The sequence below is a fragment of the Microbacterium sp. NPDC056052 genome, from assembly GCF_042266785.1.
Lineage (GTDB): Bacteria > Actinomycetota > Actinomycetes > Actinomycetales > Microbacteriaceae > Microbacterium.
In genome coordinates this window covers 151,828-173,815 of the sequence record NZ_JBHJWV010000009.1, presented here as the reverse complement: position 1 = coordinate 173,815, position 21,988 = coordinate 151,828, and the positions used below count along the sequence as shown (strand labels likewise).

Genomic DNA, 21,988 nt, shown 5'->3' with positions numbered 1-21,988 from the left:
GTCCAGGATCCGGCCCCGTTGCGCCCAGGGCGGATCCGCCCCCGAATGTCCGCAGCAGCCGCGAAGATGGACGGATGAGCGACGCATCGACCCACCCGCCCCGCTCCGGGGCGCGCGCGGACGACGCGGCGCAGCACGTGCTCGACCGCTTCACCCCCGCGACCCAGGACTGGTTCCGCGGGGCGTTCATCGCGCCCACGCCCGCGCAGGCGGGGGCGTGGGAGGCGATCTCGGGCGGGAGGCACGCGCTCGTCGTCGCGCCGACCGGATCGGGCAAGACCCTGTCGGCCTTCCTCTGGGCGATCGACCGGGTGTTCCGCGAGCGCACCGCAGAGGGCGCCGATGCAGAGAAGAAGCGCCCCGCGACGAAGCGCTCCTCGGCGAAGGACGCCGAGCGCCCCGGACGCACCCGCATCCTCTACATCTCGCCGCTCAAGGCCCTCGGCGTCGATGTGGAGCGCAACCTCCGCTCACCGCTCATCGGGATCGGGCAGTCGGCCCGGCGGCTCGGGATCCCCGCCCCCGCGGTGACGGTGGGCGTGCGCTCGGGCGACACGACTTCGGCGGACCGCCGCCGCCTCGTCGTCGATCCGCCGGACATCCTCATCACCACCCCCGAATCGCTGTACCTCATGCTCACCAGCCGCGCAGGTGACACCCTGCGCGACGTGCACACCGTCATCATCGACGAGGTGCACGCCGTCGCGGCGACCAAGCGCGGCGCGCATCTCGCGGTCAGCCTGGAGCGGCTCGACCAGCTGCGCCGAGCCGCCGGCGCCGAGGCCCCCGTGCAGCGCATCGGCCTCAGCGCGACCGTGCGCCCGATCGACGAGGTGGCGCGATTCCTCGGCGGCGCGCAGCCCGTCGAGATCGTGGCGCCTCCCGCCTCGAAGACCTTCGACCTGCAGGTCGTCGTGCCCATCGAGGACATGCTCAACCCGCCCCCGCCTCCCGGCACCGACGAGACTCCGCGGCCCGCCGGCGCCGGGCGAATCGACCAGAGCACGGGCGGGGCCGACGCGTTCGGCGAGAACACCGAGATGACGGGATCCGTCTGGCCGCACGTCGAAGAGGCGATCGTCGACAAGATCCTGCAGAACCGCTCGACGATCGTGTTCGCCAATTCGCGCCGCCTCGCCGAGCGGCTCACGGGGCGGCTGAACGAGATCTACAGCGAACGGATCGGGCTCGACCTCCCCGCTGCCATGGTGCCCGCCGCGATGATGGCGCAGGCGGGGTCGACCGCCGGGGCGGATCCGGTGCTCGCGAAGGCGCACCACGGTTCGGTCTCGAAGGAGCAGCGGGCGATCGTCGAGGAGGAGCTCAAGTCGGGCGTGCTGCGCTGCGTCGTCGCGACGAGCAGCCTCGAGCTCGGCATCGACATGGGCGCGGTCGACCTCGTGATCCAGGTGGAGGCGCCGCCCTCGGCCGCGTCAGGACTGCAGCGCGTGGGTCGTGCAGGACACCAGGTCGGCGAGATCAGCCGTGCTTCGCTGTTCCCCAAGCATCGCGGCGACGTGCTGCACACCGCGATCGTCACCGAGCGCATGCTGGCGGGGCAGATCGAGGCGATCAGCGTCCCGCGGAACCCCCTCGACATCCTCGCGCAGCAGACCGTCGCCGCCTGCGCGCTCGAGCCGCTCGACGTCGAGCAGTGGTTCGACACCGTGCGCCGCAGCGCACCCTTCGCCGCGCTCCCCCGCTCGGCGTACGAGGCGACGCTCGACCTGCTCGCCGGGCGCTTCCCCTCGGACGAGTTCGCCGAGCTGCGCCCGCGTCTCGTCTGGGACCGCGACGCCGGCACGCTCACCGGGCGTCCCGGGGCGCAGCGGATCGCGGTCACGAGCGGCGGCACGATCCCCGACCGCGGGCTGTTCGGCGTGTTCGTCGCCGGCGAGACGACCGGCGCCCGCGTCGGCGAACTCGACGAGGAGATGGTCTACGAATCGCGGGTCGGCGACGTGTTCACGCTCGGCACCACGAGCTGGCGGATCGCCGAGATCACGCACGACCGGGTCAACGTGATCCCGGCCTACGGGCAGCCGGGCAAGGTGCCGTTCTGGCACGGTGACGGCCTGGGCCGCCCGTTCGAGCTGGGTGAGGCGCTCGGCGTCTTCAACCGCGAGGTGCAGGGCGCGACGCCCGAGAAGGCCAGAGAGCGACTCAGCGCGGCAGGCCTCGACGACCGCGCGCAGGCGAACCTGCTCGCGCACCTGAACGAGCAGAAGGAGTCGACGGGCACGCTGCCCACCGACCGCACGCTGACCGTCGAGCGCAGCCGCGACGAGATCGGCGACTGGCGCGTGATCCTGCACTCCCCCTACGGGCAGATGGTCCACGCGCCGTGGGCCCTGGCCGTGAACGCCCGGATCCGCGAGCGTCTCGGCGTGGAGGGATCCGCGGTCGCGAGCGACGACGGCATCATCGTGCGCGTGCCGGACGCCGACGCGGAGCCGCCCGGCGCCGAGCTCTTCGTCTTCGAGCCCGACGAGCTCGAGCGGATCGTGACCGACGAGGTCGGCGGATCCGCACTGTTCGCCTCCCGCTTCCGCGAGTGCGCCGCGCGCGCCCTGCTCATGCCGCGGATGAACCCCCACCGGCGCACCCCGCTGTGGCAGCAGCGGCAGCGCTCGGCGCAGCTTCTCGAGGTCGCCCGCAAGCACCCGACGTTCCCGATCATCCTGGAGACGCTGCGCGAGGTGCTGCAGGACGTCTACGATCTGCCCTCGCTGCGGCGTCTCGCGACCGGCATCGCCGAGCGTCGCATCCGGCTCGTCGAGGTGCAGACCGCCCAGCCCTCGCCCTTCGCCCGCGACCTGCTGTTCGGCTACGTCGGCGCGTTCATGTACGAGGGCGACTCCCCGCTCGCGGAGCGCCGGGCCGCCGCGCTGTCGGTGGATCCCGCGTTGCTGGGCGAGCTGCTCGGCACGGTCGAGCTGCGGGAGCTCCTGGACCCGGAAGTCATCACCCAGTTCGAGCGCGAGGCGCAGAGGCTGGATCCGTCCCGCCGTGCGCGCGGCGTCGAGGGCGTCGCGGATCTGCTGCGCCTTCTCGGACCGCTCGACGCGGGCGAGGTCGCGGTGCGACTCGAACCCGATCCGGCTCCTGAGCGAGCGCAGCGAGACGAAGGACGCCCGGGGACCTCGGCGACCGAGGCCGCGGCTCACCTCACCGCACTGATCGACGCCCGCCGCGCGATCGAGGTCACGATCGGCGGCGTGCGCAGGGTCGCCGCGATCGAAGACGCGGGGCGACTCCGCGACGCCCTGGGCGTGCCGCTTCCCGTCGGGATCCCCGTGGCGTTCCTGGAGCCGGTCGCGGATCCGCTCGGCGACCTCGTGGCCCGCCATGCGCGCACGCACGGCCCGTTCCTCGGATCCGCCGTCGCCGCCCGTTTCGGGCTCGGATCGGCGATCGTGCGGCAGACGCTGCAGCGGCTCGAGGCCGACGGGCGCGTCACGAGCGGATACTTCCTGCCGGATCCGCCGAGCCCCGCCGAAGCCGGTCCCCGTGCGTCCGCGACCTCGGCGGGCCCTGATGAGACGGAGTGGTGCGACACCGAGGTGCTGCGGCGGCTGCGGATGCGTTCGCTCGCGGCCATCCGCGGCAGCGTCGAGCCGGTGGCGCCCACCGCGTTCGCGCGTTTCCTTCCGGAGTGGCAGCACCTCGCGCGGCCGCTCGAGGGCATCGACGGGGTCGCGACCGCGATCGAGCAGCTCGCCGGCGTGCCGATCCCGGCGAGCGCCTGGGAGTCGCTGGTCCTGCCGCAGCGCGTGCGCGACTACACCCCCGCCATGCTCGACGAGCTGACCAGCTCCGGCGAGGTCGTCTGGGCCGGTCACGGCGCGCTCCCCGGCCGCGACGGCTGGGTCTCCCTGCACCCCGCGGATCTCGCGCCGTTCACGGTGCCGTTCGCCGAAGAGGCGCCGGAGCCGGGATCCCTCGAAGCGCAGCTGCTCGCCGCGCTCGCCTCGGGCGGCGCGTACTTCGCCGCCCAGCTGCGCGAGACGATCGCGTCGCTCGAGCAGCCGACTCCGCCGGGAGGCGCCGCGAACGAGGCCTCCGTGGTCGAGGCGCTCTGGAACCTCGCGTGGTCGGGCCACGTCACGAACGACACCTTCGCGCCGATCCGTGCGCTTCTGAGCGGCGGCAACCAGGCGCACAAGGTCGCGCGCCGCGCCCCGCGCGCACGCACCTTCCGAGGCATGTCCCTCGCACGGCCGGCCTCCACGCCGCGCCCGCTCAACGTCGGAGGGCGCTGGTCGCTGCTGCCGGAGGCGGAGACGGATCCGGCCCGGCGCGCCACGGTCTCCGCGGGTCTGCTGCTGGACCGCTACGGCGTCGTCACGCGGGGATCCGTGCAGTCGGAGGGCCTGCCGGGCGGCTTCGCCCAGACCTACCGGGTGCTCGCGGGGTTCGAGGAGGCGGGGCACTGCCGGCGCGGCTACGTGATCGAGAAGCTCGGCGCGGCCCAGTTCGCCGCCTCCGCCACGATCGACCGCCTCCGCACCTTCGCCGGGCTCGCCGATCCCCCTCCGCGGACCGCGCGCACGCTGGCCGCGACCGACCCCGCCAACCCGTACGGGGCGGCGCTCGGCTGGCCGCGGCGGGACGGGGCCGACACGGCCGCAGGTGCGGTCTCGCACCGGCCGGGTCGCAAGGCCGGGGCCCTGGTCGTGCTGGTCGACGGCGCCCTCGCGCTCTACCTCGAGCGCGGCGGGAAGAGCGTGCTCGCGTTCACGGACGACGAGGACGAGCTGCGCGCCGCGACCGTCGACCTGGCGGCGACCGCGAAGGCGCGGCGGCTGGAGACGCTCACGGTTGAGAAGGTGAACGGCGACGGGATGTACGGCACGACCGGCGGTTCCGCGCTCGGACGGCTGCTGCAGGAGGCCGGATTCGTCGCCACTCCGCGCGGCTACACGCTGCGGAAGACGCTGTGATCCGAGCCGGATCCGCGACGGCCCGGCAGGACGCATACCCTGGTGGCATGATCCGTGAGTTCGCCGCGGGATTCGGCACCCTGGTGCGCGGATTCGGTCTCTGGCGCACGCACCCGCGCCTGCTCGCGCTCGGACTCATCCCCGCCGCGATCAGCTTCGCCGTGCTCGCGGCGGCGCTGATCCCACTGGGCTTCTCGCTCGGCACGATCACGACCTGGATGACGCCGTTCGCCGACGGATGGATCGCCGGGTGGCGCGACGCGCTGCGCATCGCGCTCGGCATCGTGCTCTTCGTCGCGGCCGCGGTGCTGTCCGGATTGGTGTTCACCGCACTCACGCTGACGATCGGCGACCCGTTCTACCAGCGCATCTGGCGAGGGGTGGAGCGATCGCTGGGAGGGGCGGAGCCGACCGGAGAGACCGGCTTCTGGAGCACCGTCGGCGAGGGCCTGCGCCTGATCCTGCTCGGCGCTCTCGTCGCCCTGCTCACCCTGCTCCTGGGTTTCATCCCGCTCGTGGGCGGTGTGTTCGCGACCGTGGTCGGGGTGCTGCTGTCGGGCCGGCTGCTCGCGCGGGAGCTGACCGGACGCGCCTTCGACGCCCGCGGCCTCGACCACGCCGCCCGGATGCGTCTGCTGGGCGCAGGGCGCGCACGAGTGCTCGGCTTCGGCGTCGCCACCCAGCTCTGCTTCATGGTCCCGCTCGGCGCGATCATCACGATGCCCGCCGCCGTCGCCGGATCCACGATGCTGGCCCGCGCCCTGACCGATCACGCCGGCGTCGACGGATCCGGAAGCCCTGCCGGAGAGGCGTCGGCGCATGCCTGAGGGCGACACCGTCTACCGCGCAGCGCATCGCCTCGACGATGCGCTGCGCGACGGCGTCGTCACCCGCTTCGACCTGCGGGTGCCGGAGCTCGCGACCGCCGACCTCACCGGATCCGTCGTGCACGCCGTGGTTCCGCGCGGCAAGCACATCCTGATGAGGATCGGCGACTCGACGCTCCGCTCGCATCTGCGCATGGACGGCGCCTGGCACCTGTACCGCCCCGGCGAGCGCTGGCGGGCACCCGGATACACCGCCCGCGCGATCGTGAGCACCGCGGACGCGGAGGCGGTGGGCTTCGATGTCTCGATGCTGGCGCTCGTCCCGACCGCGCAGGAGGACACGCTCCTCGCGCACCTCGGACCGGATCCGCTGGGCGCCGACTGGGACCTCGCGGAAGCGGCGCGGCGCCTCGGCGCCGACCGACGCCCGATCCACGTCGCACTGCTCGATCAGCGCAACGTGGCGGGGTTCGGCAACGAGTACGCCGCAGAGCTGCTGTTCCTGCGCGGGGTGCGCCCCACGACGCCCGCGACCGAGGTCGACGTCACCGCCCTGCTGGAGCTCGGGGCGCGCACGATCCTCGCCAACCGCGATCGCCTCGACCGCACCTTCACGGGCATCGCTCAACGGGGCCGCACGACCTGGGTCTACGGACGGGCGCATCGTATGTGCCGGCGCTGCGGCGCGCTCATCGAGAGCGGCGAGCTCGGGGCGGATCCGACCGAGGAGCGCCGCACCTTCTGGTGCCCCCGCTGTCAGCGCTGACCCGCGTGCCCGACACGCGCGAAGTGCGTGCACGGGAATAGATCCGCCATCGTCACGGTTGCAGATGTATCCGGGGAAAGTCCCGGGCACGGGAGGTTTTCGTGGGCAAGAACTACGTCGACATCGAGGACGGCCAGGGCGGCACGCTGCGCTATCGCAAGCACGCCAACGGCCGCGGCCTTATCGCGCACGGTGCCAAGGTGCACCCGCAGGCGGTCGTGGAAGCGGGCGCCTACGTCGAACCGCGCGCGAAGGTCGGGGCCGGAGCGCGCGTCGCGCGCGGGGCCTGGATCGAACCCGACGCGGTCGTGGGCGTGAACGCCCGGATCGAGGCCCATGCCCATATCGGGCAGGGGGCCGTGATCGGGGACGGCGCGAGCATCGGCGTCCGCACCGAGGTCGGGGCCGGAGCGCACATCGCGCGCGGCGCCCGCATCGGGGACGACGAGATCATCGCCGCCGGCATGACGCTGGACACCGACCGCAAGGGGCTCTGGCTCGCCGCCTGAGCGGCGCGGCTTTCCGCTCGCCGCCTGGCGGCGCTGCGACGCCGTCGGCGCAGGGGATCTCGAGCACCCGCCGGGTACGCTGAACCCATGAGCAGACGAGGCGCATCCGGACGCAAGCCCGCGGTGCGCTCTGCGAAGGGCGGCGCTCGCAGCACGGCCGGCGGTCCGGCCGCCAAGGGCAAGAACGGCGGGAAGCCCGCCGGGAAGTCCGCATCGCGCGGCAAGAAGGCGGAGAAGGTCGTCTTCGACGCCCCGACCACGGTCGATGAACCCCGCACCCTGCGCCTCGGCGCCGTGCCCGGCGCGACCCCGGGACGCTGGATCGACACCTGGAAGGAGCGGATGCCGCTGGTCGCGCTCGAACTCGTGCCGATCCCGTTCGCCGCACAGCGCACCGCCCTGACCGAGGGCATCGTCGACCTCGCGCTCGTGCGCGCGCCGTTCGACAAGGACGGCATGCACGCGATCCCGCTCTACGAGGAGCTCCCCGTGGTGATCGCCGGGGCCGAGTCGCATCTGCTCGCCGCCGAGGAGCTCTCCCCCGCAGACCTGGAGGGAGAGACGCTGCTCACCACGCGCGAGGACGTGCTGGGCGACCTCGACCTTCCGACCGTCCCGTCTCGGATCCCTCCGCTCGAAACGCTCCAGGATGCCGTCGAGACCGTCGCCTCGGGCGTCGGAATACTCGTCGCGCCGATGTCGCTGGCGCGCCTGCATCACCGCAAGGACGTCGACTACCGGATCCTCCGCGAAGCACCGGTCTCCCCGGTGCTGCTGGCCTGGCCGGCCGCTGCCACGACGTCCGACATCGAGGCCTTCGTCGGCGTCGTGCGAGGCCGCCGCGCCACGTCGTCCCGCTGAGTCGGCGCGCACCGGGTCATCCCGGGGTCGTCGAGCGAGCAGGCGAGATCCGGTCGTTGAGCGAGAAGGGCCGCAGGCCCAGCGAGCACCCGGTCGTTGAGCGAGCAGGGCCGCAGGCCCAGCGAGACGAAACGCGGCGCCCTCTCGAGAGCACCGCGTTTCGTCTCCGTCGCCTGCGGCGTCTTCGCTCACCGACCGGGTGAGGACGGCCGGTGGGGTCAGGCCGCCTGCGCCATCTCCGCGGTCGCGGTGACGCGCAGCACGTCGCCGGACGCGTCCACGACCACGCGCCCGCCGTCGCCCAGCTCGCCCGAGACGAACAGATCCGCGATGCGGTCGTCCACCTCGCGCTGGATCAGGCGGCGCAGCGGTCGCGCCCCGTACTCCGGCTCGTAGCCGTGCTCGCCGAGCCACGCCACGGCCGCGTCGGTGACGTCCAGCGTCACGTCGCGGCCCGCAAGGCGCCGAGACGTGGCCTGCAGCAGGAGCCGCACGATGCGGCCCAGCTCGTCGCGGCTGAGCTTCTGGAACAGCACGATCTCGTCGATGCGGTTCAGGAACTCCGGCCGCATGGCCTCACGGAGCTTGCCCATCACCCGCGCCCGCAGGTCCTCCTGCGAGGCGAACCCGTTGGCGGACCCGTCCTGCGAGGCGACGAAACCGAGCGCACCGGAGCGCGATGCGAGGAACTCGGACCCGATGTTCGACGTCATCACGATCACCGTGTTGCGGAAGTCGACCGTGCGCCCCTGACCGTCGGTGAGGCGGCCGTCGTCGAGCACCTGCAGCAGCAGGTTGAACACGTCGGGGTGCGCCTTCTCGATCTCGTCGAACAGCACGATCGCGTAGGGGTTGCGCCGTACGCGCTCGGTCAGCTGCCCCGCCTCGTCGTAGCCGACGTATCCCGGAGGGGCGCCGACGAGCCGCGACACCGTGTGCCGCTCACCGAACTCGCTCATGTCGAAGCGGATGACGGCCGTCTCGTCGTCGGACAGGCGGTCGGCGAGCGCCTTCGCCAGCTCGGTCTTGCCGACGCCGGTCGGACCGAGGAACAGGAAGGATCCGACGGGCCGACGGGCGTCGCCCATGCCGGTGCGGCTGCGGCGCACGGCCCGCGCCACGGCGGCGACCGCGTCGTCCTGCCCGATCACGCGGGCGTGCAGGTCGGACTCGAGGTCCGCCAGGCGCTCGCGCTCGCTCTCGGAGACGCGGCTGACCGGGATCCCGGTCGCGCGCGCGATCACCGCGGCGATCTCCGACTCCCCGACGACCGCGGGCTCGGCGTCCGCCCGGCTCGCGGTGGCGCCGGCGTCGTCGATCCGGGCCTGCACCGCGGCGATCTCGTCGCGGATCCGCGAGGCCTCCTCATAATGCTCGGCGCCGACCGCGGCGTTCTTGCGCGCCTCGAGGTCGGCGAGCTCCGCGAACAGCGCCGCCACGTCGGTCACGATGCCGAGACGCAGCCGCAGCCGCGCACCGGCCTGGTCGATGAGGTCGATCGCCTTGTCCGGCAGCACCCGGTCGGGCAGGTACCGCGCGCTCAGCTCGACGGCGGCACGGATCGCGTCGTCGGTGTAGGCGACCACGTGGTGCTGCTCGTACGCGGGCTTGAGCCCTTCGAGGATGCGCACCGCGTCCTCGATCGAGGGCTCGGCGACCTTCACGGGCTGGAAGCGGCGCTCGAGGGCCGGATCCTTCTCGATCCGGCGGTACTCGGCGAGCGTGGTCGCGCCGACCAGGTGCAGGTCGCCCCGCGCGAGGCGCGGCTTCAGGATGTTGCCGGCGTCCATGCCGCCGCCCTCCCCGGATCCGCCCGCGCCGACGACCGTGTGCACCTCGTCGATGAAGACGATGATCTCGCCCTTGTGCGCGGCGATCTCGTCCATGGTCTTGGTCAGACGCTCCTCGAAGTCGCCACGGTAGCGGGTGCCCGCGAGCATCGCCGGCAGGTCGAGGGCCACGACACGGCGGTCCTTGAGCTGCGCGGGCACGGCGCCGTCGACGATCGCGCGGGCCAGGCCCTCGACGATCGCGGTCTTGCCGACGCCGGCCTCGCCGATCAGCACCGGGTTGTTCTTGGTGCGGCGGCTGAGGATCTCGATGGTCTGCTCGATCTCGGAGGCGCGGCCGATCACGGGGTCGAGCGCGCCCTCGCGCGCACGCGCCGTGAGGTCGAGACCGAACTGGTCGAGCATCGGCGTCTCGGATCCGGACGATGCCACCGCGTCCTGGTCCTGGGCCGTGCCCGTGGGCATGGGCTCGCGCAGACCCTGGGTCAGGGCCTCGGCGGTGACGCCGGCGCGGGCGAGGATCTGCCCCGCGGGGGCGTCCTGCCCGAGCACGAGCGCGAAGAACACGTGCTCCGGCTCGATGTAGGTCGCACCCGACGAGCGCGCCACCTGGTAGGCGTGGAACAGCGCGCGGCTGGCGCTCGGTGTGATGGTCGCGGCATCGACGTCGGAGGGCTCGCCCGGAGCGGGCAGACGGGTGTCGACGGCGTCGACGATCGCCCGCGGGGTCACCCCGATGTTGCGGATCGCCTGGTCGACCGCGTCGTCCTCGACGATCGTGCGGAGGACGTGGAGCGCGTCGAGCTCGGTCTGGCCGCGCTCGAGCGCGAAGCGGCCGGCGCGTTGCAGGATGCGCTGGGTGCGCACGGTGAGGAACCGGCTGAGGTCGATCGACCGGGTCTGCCGGGCCTGCTCACCGGCGAGGTAGCGGGCGAGGAACTCGTCGAACGAGCCCGAACCCGCATCGGTGAAGTCGTTGGGCATTTCGCTTCCTCTCAAACTTGAGCGTTGTGCTGTCAACTTCAACGCGTGCGGGTTCGACGGATATTCCCGACCATTGCATCGGACTTCGACCGCCGCCGCCGCTCGCCTAGAATCCAGGGATGGCCTCGCTTCTGTATGTCGGCGTGCGCCCTGAGCTGGATGCGGCGACGGCGGAGCGCGCATCCTTCCGTGTCGCCCTCGGCGTCGACGCCGACGCACTCGACCGCATCGACCTCACCACCAGGGCGCTGCCCGAGGATGTCTTCGACCGCTACGCCGGCCTCGTGATCGGCGGCTCCCCGTTCAACGTCACCGATGTCCGCAAGTCCGAGACGCAGCGCCGCGTCGAGGCGGATCTGGAGCGGATCGCCGAGCGCGCGATCGACGGCGCCACGACCGCGTTCTTCACCTGCTTCGGGATCGGCGTGGTCACGCGCCTCCTCGGCGGCGAGGTCGGCATGGACACCCCGGAGGAGGCGACCGCGGCCGAGATCCGCTGCACGACGGACGCCGCGGCGGATCCGCTGTTCGGTCCCGCAGGAACCGTGTTCCACGCCTTCACGGCGCACAAGGAGGGCTCGGCCGAGGTGCCGCCCGGGGCCGTGCTGCTCGCCGGCAACGACACCTGCCCCGTGCAGGCGTACCGCGTGGGCGCCGATCTGTACGCGACGCAGTTCCACCCCGAGCCGTCCCCGCGCGACTTCGCCGACCGGATGGTGTTCTACCGCACCACCGGATACTTCGACCCGGACGCGTTCCACACGGTGCAGGAGGCCGTGCTCGGATCCGTCGTGACCGAGCCGGCCCGCATCCTGCACCGCTTCGGCGAGCGCGCCCTGACCCGCTGACCCCGCTGCCCCCGCAGGATCCACTGACCGCGAGACTCCCACTGGGCGACGAGACTGCGCGTCTGGCGTGCAGTCTCGTCGCGGAGATGGAGTCTCGCGGACAAGGGGGGCGGATCAGGGACGGGCGCGTCAGGGGTGGGCGCGTCAGGGGTGGGCGGCGCGCAGGAGGGCGATCCGGTCGTCGAGGTAGGAGGAGAGGGGCATCGGGGCGCCGGATGCGGACCAGCGCACCGACGGGATGCCGTCCACGAGGGTGAGCGGACCGGACGAGCCGCCGGCCGACACGGCGGCGACGTCGATCGGGGTCCACCCGACGTGCACCGTCTCGCCGTCGGCGAAGCCGCCGCGCGAGGCCTCCGCCCGGCGCTCGGCCCTGGCACGCGCCGATTCCGCCGCGTAACCCCGGCGCACCGGCGCGGCGGCGCGCAGCACCTCGGCCGTGGCGAACACGGCGTCATCCGCGATCAGGAGCGCGCCGACATGCCAGGCGGATCCGGCGCGCACGATGCGCGGCGCCCGCCATCGCGAGGTCTTCTCGCGCCCGAGCGCCTCCTGCGGCAGCCCGGCGAGGGCATCGCGCGCCCCGTCCAGGAGCACCGCTAGGGGGGCATGCGGTTCGGAGGAGGTCACGGATCCAGGCTATGCCCGCGCGACGCCGACCCCGCCCTCCCGCGCAACGGAAGCAAGGCCAGAACCGGCCCGAGAGGCTTGGTCGGAGGCTCAGCTCGGCTGTGCGTTCGTCGGCCGAACGGCACGCCTTCTCTGCCAGCCCTGGAACAGCACGGCATCGAGGGAGAGCCTTCCCGCGCCGGCGAGCACGAGCGCGAGGCACATCGCGATGATGAGCATGTTGATCTCCCATCCCCCGGTGGCCGTCTCGGCGAAGAAGCCGTGCGGCCCGTTGTACAGCGCGATCGCACCGGCCATGTCGATTGCGATGGCCGCGGCGGCCCAGCGAGTGAAGAGGCCGAGGCCGAGGCCGATCGCACCCCCGAATTCCGCCAACCCGACAAACAGCGCCCACATCGGACCGGGGTTCGCTCCGAGCGACGCCAAGAACGCGCCTGTCCCGGCCACACCTCCTCCGCCGAATGCTCCGAAGAGCTTCTGCGCGCCATGGACGAAGAAATCGATGAGCAGACCGAGCCGCAGGAGCAGGAGCGCGACATCAGTCCAGGCGGAAGTTCTGGCGTTCATGGTCGAGACGACCTCTCTCATCATCGTTGATGGACGGAGTCCGCATATCGGAGGTGACCACAGCATCGACGGAGGAACACCTGCCGATCAATGAGCGGTCCGTCCCTCTGCGCGCAGGCGCAAATCTCCTGCACGCCTGGGCAACTCCGCGCGCGCTCCCCGTCTGATCTGCCGGACATCGCGGTGGTGGCGGCCGAGCCGCGCCCGGCGCGCCTTCGGATCGGTTCGGTTCCGACTGTCGACGATTCGCCTCGCGCGCCGGGGCGCGGCAGAATCGACGGACACCCCGCTTGCAAGGAGACCTGTCATGGCGCAGCCCGACACCGCACGACTGCTCATCGCCTGCGACGATCAGCCAGGGATCGTCGCCGCCGTGGCCGGAGTGCTCGCCGCGCACGGGGCGAACATCATCTCGCTCGACCAGCACTCCACCGACGCCGCCGGCGGGCGCTTCTTCCAGCGCACGGTGCTCCACCGCGACGGGCTTTCCGCCGCGCGTCCCGCGCTCGAGGCGGACCTGGCCGCGGTCGCGGAGCGCTTCGGCATGGAGTGGTCGCTGCACGACGCGTCCAAGCGCAAGCGCGTGGCGATCTTCGTGTCCAAGTACGACCACTGCCTCATGGAGCTGCTCTGGCGCACGCAGCGGGGTCAGCTCGACATCGACGTCACCATGGTGGTCTCGAACCACCCGGATCTGGCGGAGTCGGTGCGCTCGTTCGGGGTGCCGTTCGTGCACATCCCGTCCGGAGACAAGGCCGAGATGGAGCGGCGCCAGCTCGAGCTGCTGCAGGGCAACGTGGATCTGGTCGTCCTCGCGCGCTACATGCAGATCCTCACCGATGACTTCATCGAGGGCCTCGGCGCTCCGGTGATCAACATCCACCACTCGTTCCTGCCGGCCTTCATCGGCGCGAATCCGTACGCGAGGGCCAAGGACCGCGGCGTGAAGCTCATCGGCGCCACGGCGCACTACGCGACGGCGGACCTCGACGAGGGCCCGATCATCGAGCAGGATGTCACGCGCGTCACGCACGCCGAGTCGGCCTCGGAGCTGCAGAGCCGTGGCGCCGACGTAGAGCGCCTGGTGCTCGCGCGGGCCGTGCAGTGGCACGCCGACGACCGCGTCATCGTGCACGGCCGCTCGACCGTCATCCTCTGATCAGACCGTCGTCCTCTGACGGGACCGTTTCCGAGCGGCTCTCGGCAGAGGGGGAGCTCAGGCGGGCACTCCCGCCGCCAGCTCGGCGAACGCCTCCGCCGCGGTCTCGTAGTGGGCCAGCGGCGCCGACTGACCGAGCCACAGCGACTGCAGCTCGCCCTTGTTCTGCTGTCCTGCGGGGGCGCGGAAGCGTCCGGTGATCCAGTTCTGCGCCGGGAACGGCGCGATGGATCCGGCTGCTTCGATCTCGGCGACCACGCGGTTGCGGGCGCCGCGCGCGAGCCGGCCGCTCATGGCCCGCGTGAGCACGGCGCCCTCGGCGGGCGTCGCGCGGATCGCCGCCCTGTGCGCCTCGGTGGCCGCCGACTCCGCCGTGCCGAGGAAGGCCGTGCCCACCTGCACGCCCTGCGCGCCGAGCGCGAACGCGGCGGCGACCCCGCGCCGGTCCGAGATCCCGCCCGCGGCGATCACCGGCACGTCGACCGCGTCGACGACCTGCGGCAGCAGCGAGAACAGGCCGACGACCGAGTCCTCCGCCGGCCGCAGGAACGACACCCGGTGGCCCGCGGCCTCGGCACCGGTCGCGACGATCGCATCCACCCCGCCCTCCGCGAGGGCCTGCGCCTCGGCCACCGTCGTCGCGGTGCCGATCACGTTGATCCCCCTGCGGTGCGCGTCGTCGACGAGCGAGGCCGACGGCACCCCGAAGACGACGCTCAGCACGGCCGGCGCGGCCTCGATGACCGCAGCGAGCTGCTCGTCGAGCGGGGGCAGATATGCCTCGGGGCGGGCCGGAACCTCGGCGCCCACCTCGGCGAAGAACGGGGCGAGGGCCGCCGCGTATTCGTCGTGCTCGGCGCCGGGCTCGACCTCGTCGCCCCGGGGCAGCCAGATGTTGAGTCCGAACGGACGGCGCGTCGCGGCTCTGATCCCGGCAACGGTCGCGCGGATCCGCTCCGCGTCGTAGCCGTAGAGCCCGTAGGACCCGAGCCCTCCGGCCGCGCTCACCGCGGCGACGAGCGGAATCGAGCTGAGCCCGCCGAAGGGCCCGAGGACGACGGGGGTGCGGATGTCGAGGAGATCGGTCAGCGAGCTCATGATCCCGAGGCTACGCCCCGACGGTCATTCGGGGATGACGCTCAGTCGGGGACGACGGAGATGGATCCGGTCAGCGGCGAAGGCGGCTCCTCATCGGGGCGGGCGCCGCGACGACGACGCGCGCCCGCCGTGACGCCGATGCTCGCGATCACGACCAGCGCGATCGCGGCGAGCCGCACCGGCGAGGCGTGCTGCCCGAGCACGAGCAGCCCCGCGATCGTCGCGAAGACCGGCTCGAGGCTGAGGAGGATCCCGAACACCCGCTGCGGCAGGCGGCGGAGCGCCGCGAGCTCGAGGATGTACGGGATCACCGAGGCGAGCAGGGCCGTGAGCGCGGCGAGCCCCAGGACGCGCGGGTCCGCGACCGCGGTGACCGCGGCGGGCACGCCGAAGGGCAGCAGCAGCACCGCGGCCACGGCGAGCGCGACCGCCAGGCCCTCGGTTCCCGTCGTGAGCGCGCCGACGCGGGTGCTCATCCGGATGTACATGATCCAGAACCCTGCAGCGATGAGCGCGAACAGCACGCCCCAGGGATCCAGCGCCTCCGCGCCCGTGAGCCCATCGACCCCGAGCAGCGCCATGCCGAGCAAGGCGATCCCCACCCAGACGGCATCGGCGAGGCGCCGGGTGAGCACCGCGGCCAGCACGAGCGGTCCGAGGAACTCGATCGCGACCGCGGGCCCCAGGGGGATCCGGTCGATCGCGGCGTAGTAGGTGCCGTTCATCGCGGCGATCGAGACGCCGAAGAGGATCGCAGCGGTCCACTGCGCACGGTTCCACCGCCCGAGGCGCGGGCGCGCGATGAGGAGCACCACGATCGCGGCGATGAGCACGCGCAGTCCGGTGACGCCCCAGGACCCGAGCTCCGGGAAGATCGTCGTCGCAACGGCCGCGCCGAACGGCAGCGACAGGCAGGATCCGACAACCAGCAGCACGCCGAGAGCCGGCTGCTGCCGCGGTTCCTGAGAGTTCACCCCTCCAGCCTGGCATGGCTCGGGTGAACGTGTGGCCACCGGCCATGTCCCGATTCTGGCTGACTTCGAGGCGGATTGCCCGCCGGAATCGGGACATGGTGGGGCGCAAAGTGGGACATGGCGGGCATGAAGTGGGACACGGTTACCCGCGCCCTCAGCGCGGGGTGAGCCCGACCCGCAGAGGCGCCCCGGGAGCGGCCGCCTGCACGAGGGCGGCGTCCACCGCGGCGAGCGGATGCACGGCGCCCACGGCGTCGGCGAACGGATGCGCGCGTCCGCGGCCCGCCATGAAGGCGGCCGCGGCATGCAGCTCTGCCCCGGTGTAGTTGTGCACACCCGCCACGCTCACGAGTCCCCGGACGATGCGCTCGGCATCGAGCGGCACCGGATCCGCGGGGAACACGCTGCCCAGCAGCACCACGGCGCCACCCACGTCGACGGCGTCCAGCGCCGCGCGCACGGCGTGTCCCGAGGCCTCGATCACCAGGTCGAACCCCTCCTCCGCGACGTCGTCCGGGCTGATCGCGGTGAGCGCGAACCGCTCGGCGAACGCACGCCGGGCCGGGTCGGGATCCGCGATCTGCACGCGCCCGCCCAGCTCCGCCGCGATCACCGCAGCGGTCAGCCCGACGAGCCCCGCGCCGAGCACGAGCACGCGCTCGCAGGCGAGCACCTCCGCGTCCTCCCCCGCGGACGGAGACGGATCCGGCACCGCACGGCCCCGCAGCGCGGCCCCGCGCGCGATGCCGGCCCAGGCCGTCGCCGTGGCGCACGAGACCGGCGCGAGCGCGGCGGCCGGAAGCGCCTCCGGCACGCGCACGATCCCGGTGCCGGCGCGCAGATGCACGTGTCCGGCGAAGCCGCCGGTGAGCTCCCACCGCGGTTCGATGCGCGCGTGCCCGTACTTCGCGAGCTGCCGGCACTTCTGCGTGCGTCCCGCGAGGCAGCGGTCGCAGTGCCCGCACGAGACCGTCACCGACCAGACCACCCGGTCGCCGATGTGCAGTGCCGCGCCGTCGACGGCGCGTGCGCCCCCGTCCCCGATCGCGATGATCCGACCCACGCTCTCGTGCCCGAGCACGAGCGGCGTCGGCGCATGCCTGCGGCCCTGCACCGTGTGGATGTCGGATCCGCAGATCGTCGACATCTCCACGGCGACCAACACGTCGTGCGGGGCGAGGGCGACGCCGGGCACGGCGAGCACCTCGTGCGGGAGCCCGACGCCGAGCCACGCCATCGCGACGGCGGCCGGCCGCAGCGGCACATCGTGCCGGTGCACCTCTTCTGCGGGGCGGACCAGCGCCGCGCGCATCTCAGTCGGCCGCGATCGGTGCGAGAGCCGGGACGAGTCCGCGATCGGCGAGCGCGCCGAGGAGGGCGGTGACGTCGGGCAGCACGGCATCGGGACCGGCGGTCTCGAGCGCGACGGCATCATGCGCGCCGCTCAGCACCCCGGCCACGAAACCGGCTCCGGCGCGACGGCCGGACTGCACGTCGCTGACCGTGTCCCCGGCGACCGCGACCGCCTGCACCGACGAGGCACCGGCGCGCAGCAGCGCGGTGAGCACGAGGTCGGGGGCGGGGCGTCCGCGGCCCGCGTCCATCGGCGAGAGCACGCCGTCGACGAGATCGTGCCAGTCCAGCGCGTCCAGGAGCGCATCGCGGGTGACCGGGGCGAACCCGGTGGTCAGCCAGACCTTCAGGCCCGCGTCCCGCAACGCGCGGATGGCGTCGGCCGCGCCAGGGATCTCGGTCGCGCCCTGCTCGGCCACGATCGCGGCGTAGGCGGCCTCGAACTGCGCCGTGGCGCGCTCCGCGGCCTCGACGTCGCCGTCGGCGAGGTGCGTGAAGACGTCGATCTTGGACTGCCCCATGGTGTCGCGCACGTACTGCAGTGCCTCGTCCCCGCCGATCCGCGCGGCCACGCCGGTGCGCTCCGCCGCACGCTGGAACGCCTGTTCCACGATGCCGTCGTCGAGCACGGTGGTCCCTGCCATGTCGAGCACGACCAGTTCGATCGGGGTGTGCGGGTTCATGCGTTCTCCTCCTGTGCGATGCCGCCGACGGTGGCGGTCGTTCCTGCGCCGCCGACGATGGCGGTTGTCTCTGTCCCGTCCCCGGCTGAGGATTCGGCGTCCGGGGATCCGGATCCACCCCAGCCGAAGACGCGGGCGGTCTCGATCTCGGCGAGGCCGAGCCCCGTGGTCATGCCGATGCCGGTGGTCGCGGCGAGCGCGAGCACACGCGGGGCGACCTCCTCGATGAGGAACTCCTCGCCGGCGGCCGCGTACACGCCCTGCCAGCGCTCGAGCACACGCAGGCCGCCCACCTCGAAGAGCTCGCGGGCCTCGGCGAGGAACGCGTCGAACGCGGCCTCGGGCTGGAACGGATCCGGCTGCATGGCCTTGTGGTGCGAGTCGCCGAGCAGCAGCGTCCCGTCGGGCAGCTGCGTGTACATCTGGTTCAGGTCGAGCGCGGCCAGCTCCGGGCGTTCGGCGTGCAGCCGCTCCCGGAGCGCCGTCGCGGTGCCGAGACCGGCGAACCGGCGGTAGCGCACGAGCGACCAGCCGGTGAGCAGGGGCGCCCGCAGCGGAGAAGGCAGATCGGCCGAGACGCGCATCATGTCCAGCGCGCAGCGGATCACGCCCGCCCGCTCGGCGGCTTCGGGCAGCAGCTGGTCGACGTCGTGGTTCACGGCCACGACCACGTCGCTCGCCGCGATATCGCCACGGGTGGTGCGCACAAACCCCGTCCCCACCTCTGTGGCCGCGGTGCGGAAGCGGAACTCGACGCCGAGCGCGGCCAGATGCCGCACGATCGCGCCGGCGGCCTCCCGCGGATTCACCTGCAGGTCGCCGGGAACGAGCGCTCCGCCGTGCACGACCTCCGGGCGCACCGGGGCGAGATCCGTGACCTCGGCGGGCGAGAGCAGGCGGATCCCGCCGTCCTCATCGCTCTCGGCCCGGGCGGCCTCCTCCAGGAGCGTCCGCTCGTCCTCCGCCCTCGCCACGACGAGCGTGCCGCTCTCGCGCGCCCAGAACCCGGCGTCCGCCGCGAGGCGGAGCCAGATCCCACGCGACGCCTCGCCGTAGGCGCGGGCGGGACCGTCCTGCGCACCGATGCAGAGGTGGCCGAAGTTGCGGATCGTCGCACCCACCGGCCGGTCGGTGCGGTCCACGACCACGACGCGCAGCCCGCGGCGCACGGCCGCATACGCCGCGCCGAGGCCGACGATGCCGGATCCGACGACCGCGACGTCGAACCGGTCCGGGGAGGAGAGCGTCATCGGAAGACCCTCCGCATCCACATCGCGAGCCCCTCGACCACGAGCACCGTGGCGAGGATCATCAGCACGATCGCCGTGACCACCTCGTAGCGCGAGCCCTGTCCGGCGTTCAGCAGGTAGTAGCCCACGCCGCCGCCGCCGACGATGCCGAGGATCGTCGCCGCCCGGATGTTCGTGTCGAGCATGTAGAAGCTGTGCCCGATGAGCGCGCGCGTGCCCTGCGGCACGGTCGCCGACGCGTAGGTCTGGGCCCGCGTCGCGCCGACCGCGCGGAGCGCGCGCTCCGGCCCGCGGTCGACCTCCTCGAACGAGTCGGCGACGAGCTTGCCGAGCAGCCCGATGCCGCCGATCGCGAGGGCCACGATGCCCGCGGTCGGACCGAGGCCGGTGACCACGATGAGCACGATCGCGAGGATGAGCTCCGGGATGCCGCGGATCCCGACGAGCAGGAACCGGGCGATGCCGCGCACCGTGCCGTTCGGGGCGACGTTGCGGGCGGCGAAGGACCCGAGCAGCAGCGAGGGCAGCAGGGTCAGCACGGTGGCAGCGAGCGCGATCGCGATCGTGTCCCGCATGGCGCCGAACATGACGGAGGCGTCGTAGTTGCCGAAGCTCGGCGGCCAGAACTTCGCCGCGGTCTCGGGGATCTTCGCCCACACCGTGATCAGATCGCTCCACTGGATCTGGCACACGATGAGGCTGCCGATCACGATCGCGACGGCGGCCCAGCCGGCGATCGTGTTGCGACGGCGTTCGCGCGTCCACGGGCGGCGCACGGCCGCGGCGGGGGACGCCGCCCAGGCCGGCTTCGCGGCAGCGGCGACGGTCGCGGCGCCGCTCTCCGCCTCGCCGCCGCGGCGGAGACGCGGATGCAGGATCCGGTCCATCCACGACCGCGTCTGCGCGGTCTCACCGAGCATCGCGCCGCGCACGGCGCTCGAGACGATCTCCATCACGACGCAGAGCACGAAGATCACCAGGGCGATCCCGAGGCCTCGTCCGTAGTTGAGCGCCTTGAACGCGTAGGACATCTCGAGGCCCAGCCCCGCGACGCCGACGTAGCCGAGCACGACGCTCCCGCGCAGGTTGATGTCGTTGCGGTGCAGCACGGTCGCGACCCAGCTGGGCAGCACCTGGGGCAGCACGCCCGCGGTGAACTGCTGCAGCTTCGTGCCGCCTGCGGCGCGGATCGCGAGACGCGGGCCCTCGTCGATCTGCTCGATCGCGTCGGCGAACATCTTGGAGATCATGCCGATCGAGTGGATCCCGATCGCGAGGATGCCGGGCAGCGTGCCGAGCGAGAACATGAGCACGAACGCCATGGCCAGCACGACGTCGGGGATCGAGCGGGTGAGCACGCCGATGAACCGGGCGATCCCACGCCAGACGGGACCCGGCGTGGTGTTCGCGGCGGCGAGGTAGGCGATCGGCACCGAGAGCGCGGCGGCGACGAGCGTGCCGACCAGCACCAGGCCCACGGTGAGCGCGATCAGCCAGAGCAGGTCGAGCGGCGCGGGGAAGGTGAGCGCGCCCACGCGGGTCATGAAGCGCTGCGCGTTGCCCCAGCTCTGGAAGACGCCGGCGAGCGAGAAGCCGCTCTGCACGAGCGAGGCGATGCCGAGCCCGACCAGCACGATGAGCGTGAGCGAGGCCGCGATGCGCTCCGGCGACACCCGGCGCTTCGGCGCGCGCGACAGGAGGCCGCCGACGTAGCCCTCGCGACGGGGAGCTGCGACGACGGTCACGAGCGCGCCCCCGAGGGCGCGGCGGGCGTCGCGATCCCCTGCTCGATGAGCTCTGTGGTCACCGCGGTGAGGTCGGCGGTGGTCGTGGCGACCCGGCCGTAGATCTCCATGACCTCGGCCTTGCTGAGGCCGGTCGTGGAGGTGTTCAGCACGACCTCGCCGTGACGGAGGCCCACGATGCGATCGGCCCAGCTGATCGCGAGGTCGACCTGATGCAGGCTGCACACCACCGTCAGGCCCTGGTCGGCCGCGATCTCGCGGATGAGCGCCATGACCTGGTCGCTCGACTCGGGGTCGAGCGAAGCGACGGGCTCGTCGGCGAGCAGGATCTCGGGGCGCTGCATGAGCGCGCGGGCGATGGCCACGCGCTGCTGCTGGCCGCCGGAGAGGGTGTCGCTGCGCTGGTAGGCGCGGTCGAGCAGACCCACGCGCTCGAGGTGGCCGAGGGCGCGCAGCTTCGCATCCTTCGAATAGCCCCAGAGGCCGAGACGCGGGCCGCGCACAGACGAGAGCGATCCGGTCAGCACGTTCTCCAGCACGGTGAGCGACGGCACCAGCTCGAACTGCTGGAAGATGAAGCCGACCCGGCTGCGGAGACTGCGGAGCGCTTTGCCCTTGAGCGCCGGGACGGAGGATCCGAGCACCTCGATGCTGCCCGAGGTCGGCGTCTCCAGTCCGTCGAGGTGCCGAAGCAGGGTCGACTTGCCGGATCCGGAGAGCCCGAGCAGCACGACGATCTCGCCGCGCGCGACCTCGAGGTCCGCACCCCTGAGGGCGGTGGTCGCGCCGAACTGCTTCGTGACGCCGGCGAGGCGGATGACCGGCTCGGCCACGGCGGGGGTGGTGGCGGTGCTCATGATGGCGTGCTCCTGGCTCTGGGGTCGTTGAGTGAGGACGCCGGAACGGCGATCGTCCTTCGTCTCGCTGCGCTCGCTCAGGAACCGACGTGTGTGCCGGTCCCTGAGCGAGGAGCGCAGCGACGAGACGAAGGGCGCTCGCTC

Annotated in this window: 17 protein-coding genes; 7 read left to right on the top strand and 10 right to left on the bottom strand. The window is 72.7% G+C overall.

The window, feature by feature from the left end; all coding sequences use genetic code 11:
• Positions 1-74: 74 nt before the first annotated feature.
• The 5 genes from ACFC1J_RS17210 to ACFC1J_RS17190 all read left to right on the top strand — a co-directional run bounded on the left by ACFC1J_RS17210 (position 75) and on the right by ACFC1J_RS17190 (position 7,906).
• Complete coding sequence (locus ACFC1J_RS17210) at positions 75-4,943, top strand: ATP-dependent helicase (protein ID WP_375908834.1); 4,869 nt, start codon at positions 75-77, stop codon at positions 4,941-4,943.
• Positions 4,944-4,990: 47 nt separating this feature from the next.
• Complete coding sequence (locus ACFC1J_RS17205) at positions 4,991-5,770, top strand: EI24 domain-containing protein (RefSeq protein ID WP_375908831.1); 780 nt, start codon at positions 4,991-4,993, stop codon at positions 5,768-5,770.
• Positions 5,763-6,536 carry a DNA-formamidopyrimidine glycosylase family protein gene (locus tag ACFC1J_RS17200; protein ID WP_375908828.1) on the top strand — a complete coding sequence of 258 codons (774 nt, stop codon included), beginning with the start codon at positions 5,763-5,765 and terminating at the stop codon, positions 6,534-6,536. The genes ACFC1J_RS17205 and ACFC1J_RS17200 overlap by 8 nt, the downstream gene beginning before the upstream one ends.
• A 101-nt stretch (positions 6,537-6,637) precedes the next feature.
• Positions 6,638-7,045: a transferase gene (locus ACFC1J_RS17195; RefSeq protein ID WP_045272888.1), complete on the top strand. Its 408-nt coding sequence runs from the start codon at positions 6,638-6,640 to the stop codon at positions 7,043-7,045.
• An 87-nt stretch (positions 7,046-7,132) separates the two neighbouring features.
• A complete protein-coding gene (locus ACFC1J_RS17190; protein ID WP_375908824.1) occupies positions 7,133-7,906 on the top strand; it encodes a LysR substrate-binding domain-containing protein in 774 nt (257 codons plus the stop codon).
• A gap of 218 nt (positions 7,907-8,124) precedes the next feature.
• Here ACFC1J_RS17190 and ACFC1J_RS17185 read toward each other — a convergent pair whose 3' ends face one another.
• On the bottom strand, positions 8,125-10,680 hold the full coding sequence (locus tag ACFC1J_RS17185; protein ID WP_375908821.1) for an ATP-dependent Clp protease ATP-binding subunit: 2,556 nt from the start codon (positions 10,678-10,680) through the stop codon (positions 8,125-8,127).
• Between the two features lie 119 nt (positions 10,681-10,799).
• Between ACFC1J_RS17185 and ACFC1J_RS17180 the strand changes: the two genes are divergently transcribed.
• Positions 10,800-11,528, top strand: coding sequence for a GMP synthase (locus ACFC1J_RS17180; protein WP_375908818.1), 729 nt, complete (start codon positions 10,800-10,802; stop codon positions 11,526-11,528).
• Between the two features lie 144 nt (positions 11,529-11,672).
• Here ACFC1J_RS17180 and ACFC1J_RS17175 read toward each other — a convergent pair whose 3' ends face one another.
• Complete coding sequence (locus ACFC1J_RS17175; RefSeq protein WP_375908815.1) at positions 11,673-12,158, bottom strand: glutaminase; 486 nt, start codon at positions 12,156-12,158, stop codon at positions 11,673-11,675.
• 90 nt (positions 12,159-12,248) lie between these two features.
• Positions 12,249-12,725, bottom strand: coding sequence for a DoxX family protein (locus ACFC1J_RS17170; protein ID WP_375908812.1), 477 nt, complete (start codon positions 12,723-12,725; stop codon positions 12,249-12,251).
• A gap of 307 nt (positions 12,726-13,032) precedes the next feature.
• On the opposite strand from ACFC1J_RS17170, the gene purU reads away from it, so the two are divergent.
• Entirely contained in the window at positions 13,033-13,884 is an 852-nt protein-coding gene (purU, locus tag ACFC1J_RS17165; protein WP_375908809.1) for a formyltetrahydrofolate deformylase, read from the top strand.
• Between the two features lie 57 nt (positions 13,885-13,941).
• On the opposite strand, the gene ACFC1J_RS17160 is transcribed toward purU, so the two are convergent.
• The 7 genes from ACFC1J_RS17160 to phnC form a co-directional block, all read right to left on the bottom strand.
• The gene (locus tag ACFC1J_RS17160) at positions 13,942-14,982 is read right to left on the bottom strand and encodes an NAD(P)H-dependent flavin oxidoreductase (RefSeq protein WP_375908806.1); all 1,041 of its coding nucleotides are present in this window, start codon (positions 14,980-14,982) and stop codon (positions 13,942-13,944) included.
• Between the two features lie 41 nt (positions 14,983-15,023).
• Positions 15,024-15,956, bottom strand: a complete 933-nt coding sequence (locus ACFC1J_RS17155) for a DMT family transporter (protein ID WP_375908803.1) — start codon at positions 15,954-15,956, stop codon at positions 15,024-15,026.
• A 154-nt stretch (positions 15,957-16,110) separates the two neighbouring features.
• Entirely contained in the window at positions 16,111-17,268 is a 1,158-nt protein-coding gene (locus ACFC1J_RS17150; protein ID WP_375908800.1) for an alcohol dehydrogenase catalytic domain-containing protein, read from the bottom strand.
• 1 nt (position 17,269) lies between these two features.
• Positions 17,270-17,992 (bottom strand): phosphonatase-like hydrolase, encoded by a 723-nt coding sequence (locus ACFC1J_RS17145; RefSeq protein WP_375908797.1) that lies wholly within the window; start codon positions 17,990-17,992, stop codon positions 17,270-17,272.
• The gene (locus tag ACFC1J_RS17140; protein ID WP_375908794.1) at positions 17,989-19,242 is read right to left on the bottom strand and encodes a TIGR03364 family FAD-dependent oxidoreductase; all 1,254 of its coding nucleotides are present in this window, start codon (positions 19,240-19,242) and stop codon (positions 17,989-17,991) included. Before ACFC1J_RS17140 ends, ACFC1J_RS17145 begins: the two co-directional genes overlap by 4 nt.
• On the bottom strand, positions 19,239-20,987 hold the full coding sequence (phnE, locus tag ACFC1J_RS17135) for a phosphonate ABC transporter, permease protein PhnE (RefSeq protein ID WP_375908791.1): 1,749 nt from the start codon (positions 20,985-20,987) through the stop codon (positions 19,239-19,241). The genes ACFC1J_RS17140 and phnE overlap by 4 nt, the downstream gene beginning before the upstream one ends.
• A complete protein-coding gene (gene phnC, locus ACFC1J_RS17130; RefSeq protein WP_375908788.1) occupies positions 20,984-21,844 on the bottom strand; it encodes a phosphonate ABC transporter ATP-binding protein in 861 nt (286 codons plus the stop codon). Before phnC ends, phnE begins: the two co-directional genes overlap by 4 nt.
• Positions 21,845-21,988: the final 144 nt, after the last annotated feature.